Source organism: Sphingobium sp. RAC03 (assembly GCF_001713415.1).
Lineage (GTDB): Bacteria > Pseudomonadota > Alphaproteobacteria > Sphingomonadales > Sphingomonadaceae > Sphingobium.
In genome coordinates this window covers 422,456-437,076 of sequence record NZ_CP016453.1, presented here as the reverse complement: position 1 = coordinate 437,076, position 14,621 = coordinate 422,456, and the positions used below count along the sequence as shown (strand labels likewise).

The following is a 14,621-nucleotide window of genomic DNA, read 5'->3' as shown; positions in this document are numbered from 1 at the left end:
TTTCATCTATACGAATGTAAGCAACTGCGCTAGAGGAAAATGCATCGAGGAAAGCCGCGTGGCCCAGCCCGAACACCATCATGGGAGAGAATGATGACCCTGCCGTCGATCCATCCGAACTGGGATCTGCCGCCCAAGGGCATGACCGATGGCTATTCGCTGGAGATCACCGCGAAGGACATCGACGCGCTGCGCGAGGCCGCGCCGACCATGGCGGCCGAAACGCCAGTGGCCGTCACCTTCCTGCCCGGCGAATCGCTGGAAGCGCGCATTGCTGCGGCAAAGCTGGTGCGATCGCTGGGGTTTGAACCCATGCCGCATTTTTCCGCGCGGCGACTGGAATCGGGCGATGATTTCGAAACCTATCTGGCCGCGGTCGTGCGCGAAGCGGGCGTCCAGCGCTGCTTCGTAATCGCCGGCGATCCACCCGAAGCGGCCGGCCCCTATTCGGACAGCATGGCGCTGATCCGCACCGGCGCGTTCGAGCGCGCCGGGATCAAGGCGATCGGCGTTGGCGGGCACCCGGAGGGCCATCCCAACATGACGCCCGACCAGTGTTTCGCCGTGCTGACAGAAAAATGCGCGGAAATCGAACAGCGCGGCATGGCCCCGCTGATCGTCACCCAATTCAGTTTCGATGCTGCCCCGGTGCTAAGCTGGCTGGCGGAATTGCGCCAGCGCGGCATCGACGCGCCGGTGCGGATCGGCATTCCGGGGCCAGCGGGCATCAAGACGCTGATGCGCTTCGCCGCCCGCTGCGGCGTCGGGGCATCGGCATCGGTGCTGACCAAATATGGCATTTCGATCACCAAGCTGATCGGCACCGCCGGTCCCGACAAGCTGGTCGATGCGCTTGCCAGCGGCCTTGGCGACCAGCATGGCAAGGTGCGCCTGCACTTCTACCCCTTTGGCGGCCTGAGCAAGACCGTCGAATGGATCAATGATTATACGGCCCGCCACTGAGCGCGCATGATTACCGGAGAAGCGATGTGAGTGAAATCTGCACCCTGACCCTGCAATGCGACGACCGGCCGGGTCTGGTCGCCGATGTCGCCACCCTGCTGACCCAGCAGGGCGGCAACATCACCGACGCGCAGCAATTCAACGACAAGCTGACCGATCGCTTCTTCATGCGGGTGGAATTTGAAATCGCGCCCGGTGCCGTGGAAACGCTGCGGGCGGCCTTTGCCGGACTGGCGGACGAGCGCGGCATGGAATGGAATCTGCGCCGTCGCAACGAGCGGCAGAAGGTGCTGCTGATGGTCAGCAAGTTCGACCATTGCCTGGGCGACCTGCTCTACCGCTGGCGCATCGGCGAGCTGAACATGGATGTGGTCGGCATCGTGTGCAATCATCCGCGCGAGGCGCTGACCATATCGCTGATCGGCGACGTGCCGTTCCACCATCTGCCGATCACCAAGGATAGCAAGCCGCAGCAGGAAGCGCAGATCAAAGCGATCGTCGAGGAAACCGGCGCCAACCTCATCGTCCTGGCGCGCTATATGCAGATATTGAGCGACGATCTGGCGGGCTTCCTGTCGGGTCGCTGCATCAATATCCATCACAGTTTCCTGCCCGGTTTCAAGGGCGCCAAGCCCTATCACCAAGCGCATGCGCGTGGCGTCAAGATGATCGGCGCGACCGCCCATTATGTCACCGCCGACCTCGATGAAGGGCCGATCATCCATCAGGATGTCGAAGCCATCAACCATGCCGACACGCCCGACGACCTGGTGCGCAAGGGCCGCGATATCGAGCGGCGCGTGCTGGCGACCGCCGTGCAGCATCATCTGCAGGGCCGCGTATTCCGCAATGGCGCGCGCACCGTCGTCTTCAAGGCCTGAGGCCCATGGCGCAGATTATCGACGGGCGCGCCATGGCGCGCGCCCTGTCGGACGAAACGGCGGCGCGCGTCGCGGCGATGGTCGCGGATAGCGGCCAGCCGCCCGCGCTGGCGGTGGTGCTGGTCGGTGACGATCCGGCAAGCCAGGTCTATGTCCGCCGCAAGATCAGCGAATGCGCGCGCGTCGGCATCCGGTCGGTCGAACATCGGCTGCCGGTCGATCATCCGCAGGACGCCCTGCTGACGCTGATCGACCAGTTGAACGGCGATCCGGCCATTCATGGCATTTTGATCCAGCTGCCTCTGCCCCCCCATATCGACGCGGCGCTGGTACTGGACCGCATCGATCCCGCCAAGGATGTCGACGGGTTCCACCCGGTGAATGTCGGGCGGCTGTCCACCGGTACCGGCGGGCTGGTGCCCTGCACGCCGCTAGGCATCATGCGCCTGCTCGACAGCGTGATCGATGATTATCGCGGGCTCAATGCCGTGGTCATCGGCAAGTCCAATATCGTCGGCAAGCCGGTCGCCATGCTGCTGCTGGAGCGGGAGGCGACGGTGACCGTCACCCATATCGAAACGCTGCACCTGCCCGACATCGCGCGCAAGGCGGACATCATCGTCGCTGCCGCGGGCGCGCCGCATCTGGTGCGCGGCTATTGGGTGAAGCCCGGCGCGATCGTGATCGACGTCGGCATCAATCGCATCGCGCAGCCGGACGGATCATCGCAGATCGTCGGCGATTGCGCGACGCAGGAACTGGACCATGCCAAGGCGGTGACGCCGGTGCCAGGCGGCGTGGGTCCGATGACCATCGCCTGCCTGCTCCACAATACGGTGTTGGCGGCGGAAAGGGCGAAGGCATGACGGACAATATCTGCACGACCAAGGTCCGGGTGCGCGACCTGCCCCTGCTGGCCGATATCGGCATCAATCCCGATGAGATCGGAAGGCGGCAACCGCTGGTCATTTCGGTCGAACTGACGTTGGCCGTGGGTCAGATCGAGGCGATCGGCGAGACGGTCGATTATCGCAAAGTAGCGCAGGCCGCCGAAGATCTGGCGCTGGTGCATATCCCGTTGATCGAGATGTTCGCGCAAAGACTGGGCGCCTGCTGCCTCGCGATGAATGGCGTGATGGAAGCGAGGGTCAGCGTCGATAAACCCTTCGCCCTGACGCGCGGCATGGCCGGGGCCGAAGTGACGGTCCGCCGGGGCTAAGCGCGCCGTCCCGCTCTAGCCATTCTCGTCCGCATTGCGCATCTGCACCGCCAGCAGCACGGCGGCAGCCCCCAGCGACCCCAGCCCCAGCAGCAGCGAGGTCAACCCCCGCCCTGCCCCGGCGGTGAGTAATTGCCCCGCCAGGAACGGGCCAAGCGCTGCGCCGAAACGTCCGAAACCGATCACCGCGCCCGTCCCCGTCGCGCGCAAGGTGGTGGGGAAGACATTGGCGATCAGCGCATAGAGGCCCACGACCGACCCATTGGCCAGGAAGCCCAACACGAAGGCGGCGATCTGCAGCCAGAGGAAGTCGGCCGGCACCACGCCGAACACGGCCACCGCGATACCCGCGCCCGCCATGGCCAGCAGCAACAACCGCCGCAGGCCGAGCCAGGGCGACAGGAAGCCGAGCGTCAGCCCCCCGATCGCCCCGCCCATATTCATGAAGACCGACACGATGCTGGCGCGCGAAGGGTCGAACCCCAGATCGACCACCAGCGAGGGCGCCCAGCCCAGCGCATAGTAGAAGGTCATCATGTGCAGGCCGTAGACGATGATCAGCGCGATCGTGATGACTCGGTAGCGATCAAGGAACAGCGCGCGCATCGACGCTTTGGGCAGGTTCAGCGCGACCAGTTGCGCCGCTTGCGGCTGGCCCAGCCGGCGCAGGATGACGTTGATCTTGGCCAGCGCATAGGGCGCGCCGCGCGTCGCCAGCCAGCCGATCGATTCAGGCAGGAACAACAGCACGAGCGGTATCATCAGCGCCGTCGCGCCTGCGCCAAACAGGAAGATCGCTTCCCAGCCGTCGGTGCGCAGCAATTGCGCCGCGCCCCAGCCACCGATGATGCCGCCGACCGGATAGCCCGCCGCCATGATGCTGACGGCCAGGTCGCGGCGGCGGCGATTGGCGAATTCGGCCGACATGGCATTGATCGCCGCCAGCATCGCGCCCAGACCCAGGCCCGTCAGGATGCGCAGCACACTCAGCATCACCACCCCTGTCGCGAAGGCGGAGGCGAGCATGCCGAACGTCATGATGACCAGGCACAGCAAAATCTGCCGCCGCCGCCCGATGCGATCGGCCAATTGACCGAGCGTCAGCGACCCGATCACCATGCCGACCAGGCCGGTCGAGACGATGATGCCGATCGCGCTTGGCCCAACGCCCCAATCCTTCGCGATGCCCGGCGCGGCAAAAGTCACCGCCAGCACGTCGAACCCGTCGAGCGCGTTGAGCAGGAAGCAGATGAAGATCGCCACCACCTGCGGCAGGCGCATCGGCCGGTCTGCCAGGATGCTGCGCGGATCATCCGCAGGCAGGGTTATGCTCGACATGGGGGACATTCTCTCCGGCACTTGTTTCGCCATTGTATGCTGGCGAAACAATTTGCCAAGTCAAATCGCCGGTGCCTCGTCCGTGTTAGAGCGAGATCAGCGCGTCGAGCGCCAATGCCCCCTTGCCCTGCGGATAGACGATCACTGGGTTGAGATCGACCTCGCGGATCGCCGGGGTCGCCGCGACCATCTGGCCGAGCCGCTGGACCACGTCGGCGACCGCTTCGATGTCCATGACCGGCGCACCGCGGAAGCCGTCGAGCAAGGGGGCCATGCGCAGTTTGCGAATCCGCGCGATGATCGCGGCGCGCGGCAGGTCGGGCGGGAGCAGGCAGACATCGTGGAGCAGTTCGGCCGCGACACCGCCAAAGCCGACCAGGATGGTCGTGCCCCAATGCGGATCGTTGCGCGCGCCGACGATCAGTTCGACGCCCTTGTCCGCCATTCCCTCGACCAGCACGCCGTCGAGCGTCAGGTCGGGGCGGGACGCAGCGAGATTGGCAGCGAGGCGCGCCCAGCCATCGGCCAGTTCCTCGCGGTTCTTGAGGCCGACGATCACGCCGCCCGCATCGCTCTTGTGCGGCAGTTCGGGCGATTGCGCCTTGAGCACGACCGGATAGCCGAGGCGATCCGCTGCCAGCACCGCCTCTTCCAGCGTCTGCGCCAATGCGAAGGCGGGGAAGGCTATGCCGCGCGCGCCCATAATCTCTTTAGAACGATATTCGGGGATAGTGCTGCCCACCTGCGCCAGATCAGCGACAGGTTCGGCATTGAGCGGTTCAGCTGCGAAATCACGCGCCGCCGCTCCGCTGATCCGCGCCAGCGCGCGCACAGCGCGCTCGGCGGTGGGGAGATAGGTCGCGCCCGCTTCGCGCAGCGCCGCAATGTCCGCGTCCAGCACGCCGCCGCCTTCATCGACGCCGCCGATGATGATCGGCTTGGTCGGACGCAGCGTCGCGAGGGCATCCAGCACGGCGGCAAATTTGATGTGCGATGTCGCAGGCGCGGTCTGGATCAGCGTCACCAAAATCGTACCGATACGGTCATCGTTCACCAAAGCGGACAAGGTGCGGCCATAGAGGCCCGGATCGACCAGCCCCTGCGCGGTGACGTCCAGCGGGTTGGTGACCGGCACGAAATCGGGCAGGGCCGCACGCAACGCCGGGCTGTCGGCATCGCTCAAGGCAGGCAGGTCCAGCTCGACCGCTTCCGACAGGTCGAGCATCATCGCCTTGAACGCGCCCGATTCCGCGATGACGCCAGTGCCGCCCGTGCCGATCACCGCGTTGCGCGCCAAAATCTCGACCACGTCGCCCAATTCTTCGAGCGAATCGACCAGGATCACCCCGGCGCGTTCGACATGCACCGCCATGACGGCATAATCGCCCGCCATCGCCCCGGTATGGGTGGCGGCGCTCGCCGCGCCAGCGGCGCTGCGGCCCGGATGCAGCAGCACGACTTGCTTGCCCGCTGCCCGCGCCGCGCGCGCGGCGGCAAGGAAACGGGCGGGGTCGCGAATATGTTCGGCGATCATGCCGATGACGGCGGTGTCGGGCTGATCGACCAGATAGGCGAGATAATCCTCGATCCCGCTGGCCGCTTCATTACCGGTGGAGATATAGCAGTTGAGCGGCACGTCGCGATGGATCATCGTCGTCGCCAGTACGGCGGCCATCGCGCCGGATTGCGACACGATGCCGACGCGCCGGTCACCCTGCGCGCCCGCTGGCGGCATGTCGATGAAGGTCAGCGAGACATTGTCGCGGAAATTGACGAGGCCGAGGCAATTGGGGCCTTCCACCACCATCGCCGCGTCGCGGGCGATCCGGGCGATTTCCTCCTGATCGGCCAGACCCTGCGGGCCGTCTTCGGCAAAACCGGCGGAAAAGATCACCGCCGCGCCCGCCCCGCGCCGGGCCAAGCCGCGCATCGCGCCCAGCACGCCGACGCGCGGGATCGCCAGGATCGCGGCATCGACGCCTTCGGGCAGGTCATCCACGGACGCGACGCAGGGCCGCCCACCAATCTCTGTACGCTTTGGGTTCACCAGATGAATGGCCCCGGCAAAGCCCTGCCGTTCCAGATTGGCCAGCACCGATGCGCCGAGCGCACCCGGCTTGTCCGATGCGCCGATAATCGCCACTGATCGCGGCCGCAGCAGCCGGTCCAGGTTCATCATGTCGGTCACGCGCGATCCTCCCCTACAGGCGGCAAGGCTTCGAATCAGCCGCCCAATGTTGGCAACATTGTGCGCCAGGGATACAATTTACGCAACCCGTTTAGGCGATACCAGTGTCCGCTTCGCTGTCCGATAGAGGCTCTTCCCCGCTGATCCTGCGCAGCAGCACCAGCAGTTGTTCAGCCTCTTCGCCGCTCAAACCCTGGGTCATCCGGGCATCGGACTGATGCACCGCTTCGATCATCGCGCCAATCTGCACTTCCCCTTCGGGCAGGAGGAACAGCGCATTGGTGCGAAGATCCCGCCCGGCCCGCCGTTCGACCAGCCCGCGCTCTTCCAATATATTGACCAGCTTCATCGCGCTGGACCGGTTTACGCTGAGCGCTCGGCCAAGCGCCGTCTGGTCGCAGCCCGGATTATCGCGGATCAGCAGCAGCGCGGTAAACTTGGCCGGCGACAGGTCGAACGGCGCCAGCGCGGCGCGGGCATCCGCCCCCATCACGAGGTGCGCGCGCTGGATTTGATAGCCTATCAATCCGCGCAGATCGGTCCCTTGGTTCATCCGCTCCAATCATCCCTTGCCAATATTGTATCCTTAGCGCACAAATATATGCTACAACGCGCCAGCGCGGAAAGCGATAGCCAAGACGCAAGGCGCGTGACCGGATAATGCAGGAGAGAAGAGCGATGGACCATGATTTCCGCATGCTGATCGATGGCGCATTGACGCCCGGTGTCAGCCAGTTCGACGTCGTTAACCCCGCGACAGGCACTGCCTTCGCCCAATGTCCCAAAGCGGACGAGGCGATGCTGAACCGCGCCGTCGCCGCCGCCAAGCGTGCCCAGCCCGGCTGGGCAGCAACCCCGATCGAAGAGCGTGCCGCGCTCGTCAACCAGCTCGCGGACGCGCTGGAAGCGCGAATCGGCGAATTTGCGAGCTTGCTGACCAGCGAGCAGGGCAAGCCGCTCGACCAGGCCGGTTATGAGATCATGGGCAGCGTCTTCACCCTGCGCGCTTTCGCCGCGATGCGGGTCGAACCCAAGGTGCTGAAGGACGAAGGCGGCAACCGCGTTGTCGAACATCGCACGCCGCTCGGCGTTGTCGCGTCGATCACGCCCTGGAACTTCCCGGTCATCCTGCTGATGAACAAGCTGGGGCCGGCCTTGGTCACTGGCAATTGCATGGTCGCCAAGCCCGCGCCCACCACGCCGCTGACCACCTTGTTGTTCGGCGAAGTGGCGCAGGCGATCCTGCCGCCCGGCGTCCTCAACATCGTGTGTGACCAGAATGAGCTGGGCGCGCTGATCACCGGCCATCCCGACATTGCCAAGGTCGCCTTCACCGGATCGACCGCCACCGGCAAGAAGGTGATGGCATCGTCGGCCGGGACGGTGAAGCGCGTAACGCTGGAGCTGGGCGGCAATGACGCAGCGATCGTGCTGGATGATGTCGATGCGCGGCAAGTGGCCCAGAAAGTCTATCAGGGCGCGATGACCAATGCAGGGCAAATCTGCATCGCGATCAAGCGCGCCTATGTCCCAGCGCCCATGTATGACGAATTTTGCGACGAACTGGCGAAGCTCGCCAAGGCGGCGATCGTCGATGACGGGTCGAAGCAGGGCACGACGATCGGGCCGATCCAGAACCAGATGCAGTTCGACAAGGTCAAGGCGCTGATCGACGACGCGCGGACACGCGGCACCGTGCTGGCGGGCGGCGATGCGCTCGACCGGCCGGGCTATTTCATGCCACCCACGATCGTTCGCGACCTGGATGACGACGCGCCGCTGGTGCGCGAAGAACAGTTTGGCCCGGTGCTGCCCGTGCTGAAATATGACGATATTGACGATGTGATCGCCCGCGCCAATGACAGCGACTATGGCCTGGGCGGCACGGTTTGGGGCAAGGATCTGGCGCGGGCGACCGATGTCGCGATGCGGATCGATTCCGGCACGGTCTGGGTCAACCAGCATATGGCAATCGACGCCAACATTCCCTTCCGCGGCGTCAAGCAGTCGGGCCTGGGCGCGGAACTGGGCGAAGCGGGACTGCTGGAATATACCCAGGCGCATATCGTCAACGCCATCGCGCTCGAAGATGCCTGAACGGCTGACGGACGCAGGCATTAGCGGGGGGGAAGAAGCGCAACGCTTCTTCACCCCCTTTTTTTGACATATTCCACCTAGTCATTCGACATATTCGACACTTTCGTTCGTGCAGTCATCATAGCCTCAACCCTTGGGACCAATCCCTGGTTGTGGCGTTTCGGCACGCATCCGGTGACTGTGTTCCCCACCTCTTCCTGTTGCAGCAAGGCTTGCTACTCGGAGGAGGCGAAGCTAGATCATAGATGATACAGGGTATCATGATTGGTTCGGGCGGTGCCGCAACGAACCACGGGGAAAAGGGACAGACGCCATGAGCAGCATTGCGGGCCACGCGCCCCCCACCGCCTTCAGCCCCGGCGCTACGTCGCCCATGGCCACAGCCCAGGCGCGCACCCGCCTGATCGCGATCGACGCGCTGCGCGGCCTGGTCATGCTGTTCATGCTGGTCGACCATGTGCGCGAGACATTCTTCCTCTACATGCAGGTCACCGACCCGGTGGACGCGAACACCACCGATCCGGGGTTGTTCTACACCCGCCTGCTGTCGACCTTCTGCGCGCCGACCTTCGTCGCGCTCACCGGCCTGTCGGCCTGGCTCTATGGCCAGTCGCACAGCAAGGGCCAGGTGTCGGAATTTCTGCTGAAACGCGGCCTGTTCCTGATCGTCTTGGAATTTACCGTGGTCGGCTATGCCTGGCCGACGCAGGCTCCCGCCTTCCCACCGACGGCGATTTGGTTGCAGGTGATCTGGGCGATCGGTATTTCGATGATCGCGCTGGCCGCCCTGCTGCACCTGCCGCGCGTCGCGCAATTTGCGGTAGGCCTGGGGATCGTGTGCCTGCACAATCTGCTCGATCCGATCCGCTTGACCGCCGACCAGCCAGGCTATGTCGCCTGGGCGATCCTGCATCAGCGATCGCTGATCGAATTTGGCGGCATCGCGGTCAAGACCACTTATCCCATCCTGCCATGGATCGGCGTCATCCTGCTGGGCTATGCCTGCGGGCCATGGTTCGCCAAGGGCAGCGATCCGCAACGGCGCATCCGGCGCTTGGCCATGACCGGCCTTGGGCTGGTGCTGGGCTTCATTCTGATCCGCTATCTCAATGTCTATGGCGACAAGCCCTGGTTCGTCGGCGAAAATTCGACGCGCACGGTGATGAGCTTCCTGGCGCTCACCAAATATCCGCCCTCCTTGCTGTTCCTGATGCCCACGGTCGGCACCGGCTGCCTGCTGCTCGCTTTGTTCGAGAAGTTCGAGAATAGCCGCGTGATGCCGCATCTGGCGCTGCTGGGTGGCGCACCGATGTTCTATTATGTGCTGCACCTCTATGTGCTCAAGCTGATCTACAATGTCGCGCTGGCACTCTATGGGCCGACCAAGGGCACGGTGTTCGGCGTCGATAACCTGTCCACCGTCTGGATCTGGGTCGCGCTGCTGATCCTGCCGCTTTACTATCCCACCCGCTGGTTCGCGCAGCTCAAGCAGCGGCGCAAGGATATATGGTGGCTCAAATATCTCTGAGGGCATGAACCCTCCGGGTCGCAGGCCGCCTTCCTTATCGGAGGCGGCCATTTTTCGGGGTTTTCACCAGGATCAATGGCGTAACGACGGGCAGCATTTTCATGCCGTAGGACCACGCGATTCACAATTTTGCGCCGTCCCATGCGCCATGTTTGACGTAATATATCCGTAACTCGACCTAGCCTCAATTCAACAAGAGGTGACGGAAACACCCCGCGGCCCGGCTGCCGATGACAGGACGCAATGTCCGCATCGGACCATAAGAGAAGACCAGCCGGTCCCCGTTTCGCAGGACATTTGGGAACAGCGATTTTTCATAGGGGATCATATCATGCGCACATCATCGGCTCTTCGCCTGGCGCTTATCGCCAGCACCGCCGCCATCACCCTGCCCACCGCCGCCCTTGCCCAGGCTCCGGCCGATAATGCCGAAGGCAACATCATCGTCACTGGCCTCAAGCGCCAATATTTCGGCGATACGCCGGTCAAGGAAATCCCGCAGGCGGTCCAGTTTCTGGAAGGCACACTGCTCAACGACCTCAACATCACCCGGCTCGATACCGCGCTGGAACTGGCGAGCGGCGTGTCGAAGCAGAATAATTTCGGCGGCCTGTGGGACAGTTTCGCCATTCGCGGCTTTGCTGGCGACGAGAATTTTCCGAGCGGCTTCCTGGTCAACGGCTTTAACGGCGGGCGCGGCTATGCCGGCCCGCGCGATGCCTCCAATGTCGAGCGGATCGAAGTGCTGAAAGGTCCGAACTCGGCGCTGTTCGGGCGCGGCGAGCCGGGCGGCACGATCAACATCGTCAGCAAGAAGCCGACCTTCAAGGAAGGCGGCAGCTTCACGGTCGCGGGTGGCAAGTGGAACACCTATCGCGTCGAGGGCGATTATAACATGCCGCTTGGCGACAGCGTCGCCATCCGCCTGACCGGTGCCGTCGAGGATGCCGAAAGTTTCCGCGACACGGTGGAAACCCGCAAATATGTGCTGAACCCGTCCATCCTGGCAAAACTGTCGGACAAGACGATCTTCACCTACGAGCTGGAATATGTGAACCAGGAAGTGCCGTTCGATCGCGGCGTGGTGGCGATCCCGACGGTGACGGCGACCGGCACCACCTATGATTTGGGTGCCATTCCGCAGAGCCGGTTCCTCAGCAACCCCAATGACGGCCCGATCAAGATCACGGCACTCGGCCATCAGGCGCAGTTGCAGCATGACCTGAGCGACGATTGGGTCGTGATGCTGGGCGCAGGCTATAAGGACACCACGTTCGAGGGCTATTCGAGCGATCCCGAACTGGCGCTGAGCCGCCAGCGTATCGATAATGATGGCCGCACCTTGTCGCGCCAGCGCCGCTATCGCGACTATAGCACCACCCATATGGTGTTCCGCGGGGAAATCAGCGGCAAGCTGGAAACCGGGTCGATCGTTCACAATATCCGCGTTGGCGGCGACTGGGACAAGTTCGAGATCGAATTGCTCCAGACCCGTTATCGCCCGACGGCGGCGGACCAGTCCTATTCGATCGACATCTTCAACCCCAATTACAATATTCCGGTACCGACAGCGGACAAATATTCGGTGATCCAGAATTCGACCGAAGTGCAGAAGGCCTGGGGCATCTATGCGCAGGACCAGATCGAGATTACCGAGCAGTTCAAGGTGCGCTTTGGCGGCCGCTACGACGATTTCAGCCAGAATATCGACAACCGGTTGGGGACCACCAACCCCGCATCCTATACCAAGTTCAGCCCGATGGCGGGCCTGGTGTTCGAACCGACCAAGAGCCTGTCCTTCTATGCCAGCTATGGCAAGGGGTTCCGGCCCAACAGCGGCGTCGATGTGAACAACAACCCCTTCGCCCCGGAAGTCAGCACAAGCTATGAAGTCGGTGCGAAGTTCGTGACGCCGGACGGCCGCATTACCAGCACGCTGTCGCTCTACAAGATGAAGAAGAGCAACGTCCTGACCGCTGATCTGCTGACCGGCCTGTCGGTGGCGGTCGGTGAAGCCAAGAGCCAGGGCGTGGAGTTTGACATCAACGCCAAGCTGCCCGCCGGGTTCGAACTGTTCGCGACCTATGCCTATACCGATGCAGGCTGGGCGGATGACTATGCGTCCGCCGGGGTGCTTAAGAATGATCCGCTGCTCAATATTCCCAAACATCAGGCCAATGCCCTGTTGTTCAAGAATTTCTCGATCGGCGATCATGAGGCGATGCTGGGCGCGGGCGTAAACCATGTCGGCAAGCGGCTGGGCCAGACGGCGGCAGACTTCTATCTGCCGAGCTACACGATCGCGAAAATCCTGGGCTCGGTGACGATCAACGACCAGTTCAAGCTGTCGGCCAATGTCGATAATCTGTTCGACAAGAAATATTATGCCAGCTCCTATGCGGCTTTGTGGGTGCAGCCGGGTGTCCCCCGCTCCTTCACGATCCGCGGGACGTTTACCTTCTAACCAGGGGCGCGGCGGTCTTCCGCCCTGCTCGACCGTCGGCAACAGCGCCCTCCCGCTGTTGCCGACGGTTTTTCTTTATGGCCCGGACAAGGATGGCCCGCATGACCCTGCTCTACACATCCGATCCCGAACGCGGCCGCATCTGGCGCGAGATTTTCGCGGCCGAAGCGGCGGACGTGGCTTTTGTCGATCCTACGGATCCGCATGACCCGGCGACCATTCGTTACTTAGCTGCGTGGAATCCGTCAGCCGACCTCATCGCCACCCTGCCCGCGCTGGAAGTCTTGTTTTCGATCGGTGCGGGGATCGACCAGTTCGACATGGCACGCCTGCCGCCGCATGTGCGGGTCGTGCGGATGATCGAGCCGGGCATTCGCCAGGGCATGGTGGAATATGTGACGATGGCAGTGCTGGCGCTGCATCGGAGCCTGATCGACCATGGCATTGCCCAGCGTGAGGGACGCTGGAACCCGATCAAGCTGGTGCCCGCCGGGCAGCGGCGGGTGGGCGTGATGGGCCTCGGTAATTTGGGACAGGCCGTGCTGGAGGGACTTGCGCCCTTCGGCTTCGCGCTGTCGGGGTGGAGCCGGTCGGCCCATAGCATTGACGGGGTGATATGCCATGCGGGCGAGGCGGGCTTGCCTGCCTTCCTGTCCAGTTGCGATATCCTCATCTGCCTGTTGCCGCTGACGCCGGAGACACGCGGCATCTTGTGCCGGGATAGGCTGGCGCAGCTGCCTTCCGGGGCCAGCCTGATCAATGTCGGGCGGGGTGGCCATCTGGTGGAGCAGGATCTGCTGTCCCTGCTCGACGAAGGTCATATGTCGGGTGCGGTGCTGGATGTTTTCGACCCGGAACCGCTGCCCGCCGGACATGCTTTCTGGACGCATCCACGCATCATCATGACGCCCCATATCGCCAGCATGACCCGCGCGGACAGCGCCGCGCGCGCGTTGATCGCCAATATCCGTCGCCATGAATCAGGCCAGCCGATGGAGGGCGAAGTGGCGCGGGGCCGTGGCTATTGAGGGCGCGACATTCCGTGCCGTCCGCCAGGTATTTTCGTTGACGGGCCGCACTTTTCCTCGCCCAATTGCGGCGCCTTTGCAGGCACGGCAAACTATGCCGAATAGGGCGCGATAAAAGCCTATAATCTGCGCCGCGCCGCGTCGAAATGGGGTTCATGTTCCGGTGCAGCCATGTCGTAATGTCCCTGTCACACGGCTGCCAAGGCCCCCTGTAAAAGTATGCAAAGGACGATCCGCCGATGCCCAATTTCCGGCCCAAATTCATCAGCTTCGACTGTTACGGCACGCTGACCCGTTTCCGCATGACGGAAATGGCGACCGCTTTCATGGCCGATCGCATCGACGCGGAAAAACTGCCTGCTTTCTGCAAGGATTGGGGCGCCTATCGCTTCGACCAGGTGATGGGGGCATGGGAACCCTATCAAGAGATCATCCGCAATTCGCTGCGCCGGACCTGCGAGAAATGGGGCGTCGCCTATAATGAGGCGGATGCCGACGCGGTGTACAACGCCGTGCCGACCTGGGGTCCGCATGACGATGTGGCCGGTGGCCTATCGAAGATCGGCGACAAGATCCCGCTCGTCATCCTCTCCAACGCGATGAACGACCAGATCCATCATAATGTCGGGATGCTGGGCGCGCCCTTCCACGCGGTCTATACCGCGCAGATGGCGCAGGCCTATAAGCCCCGGATGCAGGCCTTCGAATATATGTTCGATCAACTGGGTGCCAACCCGGAAGACATGATGCATGTGTCGTCCAGCTTCCGCTACGACCAGAACACTGCCACCGACCTGCATTTCGGCTGCCGCGTGTTCGTGGGGCGCGGCCATGAGCCGTCCAACCCCTTCTATCGCGATGTCGAAATCCCGCATATTGGTTGCTTGCCCGCCGTCGTCGGTCTTTGATCGGCTG

General features: G+C 63.3%; 12 protein-coding genes. 9 read left to right on the top strand and 3 right to left on the bottom strand.

All coding sequences use genetic code 11. The features are described 5' to 3' along the window. Positions 1-93: 93 nt before the first annotated feature. From BSY17_RS02020 to BSY17_RS02005, 4 genes are read left to right on the top strand one after another with little or no spacing between them, the layout of a single operon-like run. Positions 94-963 carry a methylenetetrahydrofolate reductase gene (locus BSY17_RS02020; protein WP_037478044.1) on the top strand — a complete coding sequence of 290 codons (870 nt, stop codon included), beginning with the start codon at positions 94-96 and terminating at the stop codon, positions 961-963. Between the two features lie 26 nt (positions 964-989). Beyond that, the gene (gene purU / locus BSY17_RS02015) at positions 990-1,844 is read left to right on the top strand and encodes a formyltetrahydrofolate deformylase (protein ID WP_037474343.1); all 855 of its coding nucleotides are present in this window, start codon (positions 990-992) and stop codon (positions 1,842-1,844) included. 5 nt (positions 1,845-1,849) lie between these two features. After that, entirely contained in the window at positions 1,850-2,710 is an 861-nt protein-coding gene (folD, locus tag BSY17_RS02010) for a bifunctional methylenetetrahydrofolate dehydrogenase/methenyltetrahydrofolate cyclohydrolase FolD (RefSeq protein ID WP_069064137.1), read from the top strand. Further along, a complete protein-coding gene (locus BSY17_RS02005; protein ID WP_037472837.1) occupies positions 2,707-3,063 on the top strand; it encodes a dihydroneopterin aldolase in 357 nt (118 codons plus the stop codon). The genes folD and BSY17_RS02005 overlap by 4 nt, the downstream gene beginning before the upstream one ends. Before the next feature lie 15 nt (positions 3,064-3,078). On the opposite strand, the gene BSY17_RS02000 is transcribed toward BSY17_RS02005, so the two are convergent. From BSY17_RS02000 to BSY17_RS01990, 3 genes are all read right to left on the bottom strand, one after another. Beyond that, the gene (locus BSY17_RS02000) at positions 3,079-4,401 is read right to left on the bottom strand and encodes an MFS transporter (RefSeq protein WP_069064136.1); all 1,323 of its coding nucleotides are present in this window, start codon (positions 4,399-4,401) and stop codon (positions 3,079-3,081) included. An 85-nt stretch (positions 4,402-4,486) separates the two neighbouring features. Next, entirely contained in the window at positions 4,487-6,580 is a 2,094-nt protein-coding gene (locus BSY17_RS01995) for an acetate--CoA ligase family protein (protein WP_069064135.1), read from the bottom strand. Between the two features lie 100 nt (positions 6,581-6,680). After that, positions 6,681-7,142, bottom strand: a complete 462-nt coding sequence (locus tag BSY17_RS01990) for a MarR family winged helix-turn-helix transcriptional regulator (RefSeq protein ID WP_069064134.1) — start codon at positions 7,140-7,142, stop codon at positions 6,681-6,683. A gap of 125 nt (positions 7,143-7,267) precedes the next feature. Between BSY17_RS01990 and BSY17_RS01985 the strand changes: the two genes are divergently transcribed. From BSY17_RS01985 to BSY17_RS01965, 5 genes are all read left to right on the top strand, one after another. Then, a complete protein-coding gene (locus tag BSY17_RS01985) occupies positions 7,268-8,686 on the top strand; it encodes an aldehyde dehydrogenase family protein (RefSeq protein ID WP_069064133.1) in 1,419 nt (472 codons plus the stop codon). Positions 8,687-8,999: 313 nt separating this feature from the next. Further along, positions 9,000-10,214, top strand: a complete 1,215-nt coding sequence (locus BSY17_RS01980; RefSeq protein ID WP_150125690.1) for a DUF1624 domain-containing protein — start codon at positions 9,000-9,002, stop codon at positions 10,212-10,214. A gap of 331 nt (positions 10,215-10,545) precedes the next feature. Further along, positions 10,546-12,678, top strand: coding sequence for a TonB-dependent siderophore receptor (locus tag BSY17_RS01975; RefSeq protein ID WP_069064132.1), 2,133 nt, complete (start codon positions 10,546-10,548; stop codon positions 12,676-12,678). Between the two features lie 101 nt (positions 12,679-12,779). After that, positions 12,780-13,706 (top strand): 2-hydroxyacid dehydrogenase, encoded by a 927-nt coding sequence (locus BSY17_RS01970; RefSeq protein WP_069064482.1) that lies wholly within the window; start codon positions 12,780-12,782, stop codon positions 13,704-13,706. 239 nt (positions 13,707-13,945) lie between these two features. Further along, entirely contained in the window at positions 13,946-14,614 is a 669-nt protein-coding gene (locus BSY17_RS01965; RefSeq protein WP_069064131.1) for a haloacid dehalogenase type II, read from the top strand. Positions 14,615-14,621 lie beyond the last annotated feature (7 nt).

What these genes read in the sequence shown, in the direction of transcription:
- BSY17_RS01985 (WP_069064133.1), top strand. Translation starts at nt 7,268, where the DNA reads ATGGACCATGATTTCCGCATGCTGATCGATGGCGCATTGACGCCCGGT.
- BSY17_RS01990 (WP_069064134.1), bottom strand. Translation starts at nt 7,142, where the DNA reads ATGAACCAAGGGACCGATCTGCGCGGATTGATAGGCTATCAAATCCAG.
- BSY17_RS01980 (WP_150125690.1), top strand. Translation starts at nt 9,000, where the DNA reads ATGAGCAGCATTGCGGGCCACGCGCCCCCCACCGCCTTCAGCCCCGGC.
- folD (WP_069064137.1), top strand. Translation starts at nt 1,850, where the DNA reads ATGGCGCAGATTATCGACGGGCGCGCCATGGCGCGCGCCCTGTCGGAC.
- BSY17_RS02000 (WP_069064136.1), bottom strand. Translation starts at nt 4,401, where the DNA reads ATGTCGAGCATAACCCTGCCTGCGGATGATCCGCGCAGCATCCTGGCA.
- BSY17_RS02005 (WP_037472837.1), top strand. Translation starts at nt 2,707, where the DNA reads ATGACGGACAATATCTGCACGACCAAGGTCCGGGTGCGCGACCTGCCC.
- BSY17_RS01975 (WP_069064132.1), top strand. Translation starts at nt 10,546, where the DNA reads ATGCGCACATCATCGGCTCTTCGCCTGGCGCTTATCGCCAGCACCGCC.
- BSY17_RS01970 (WP_069064482.1), top strand. Translation starts at nt 12,780, where the DNA reads ATGACCCTGCTCTACACATCCGATCCCGAACGCGGCCGCATCTGGCGC.
- BSY17_RS02020 (WP_037478044.1), top strand. Translation starts at nt 94, where the DNA reads ATGACCCTGCCGTCGATCCATCCGAACTGGGATCTGCCGCCCAAGGGC.
- BSY17_RS01995 (WP_069064135.1), bottom strand. Translation starts at nt 6,580, where the DNA reads ATGATGAACCTGGACCGGCTGCTGCGGCCGCGATCAGTGGCGATTATC.
- BSY17_RS01965 (WP_069064131.1), top strand. Translation starts at nt 13,946, where the DNA reads ATGCCCAATTTCCGGCCCAAATTCATCAGCTTCGACTGTTACGGCACG.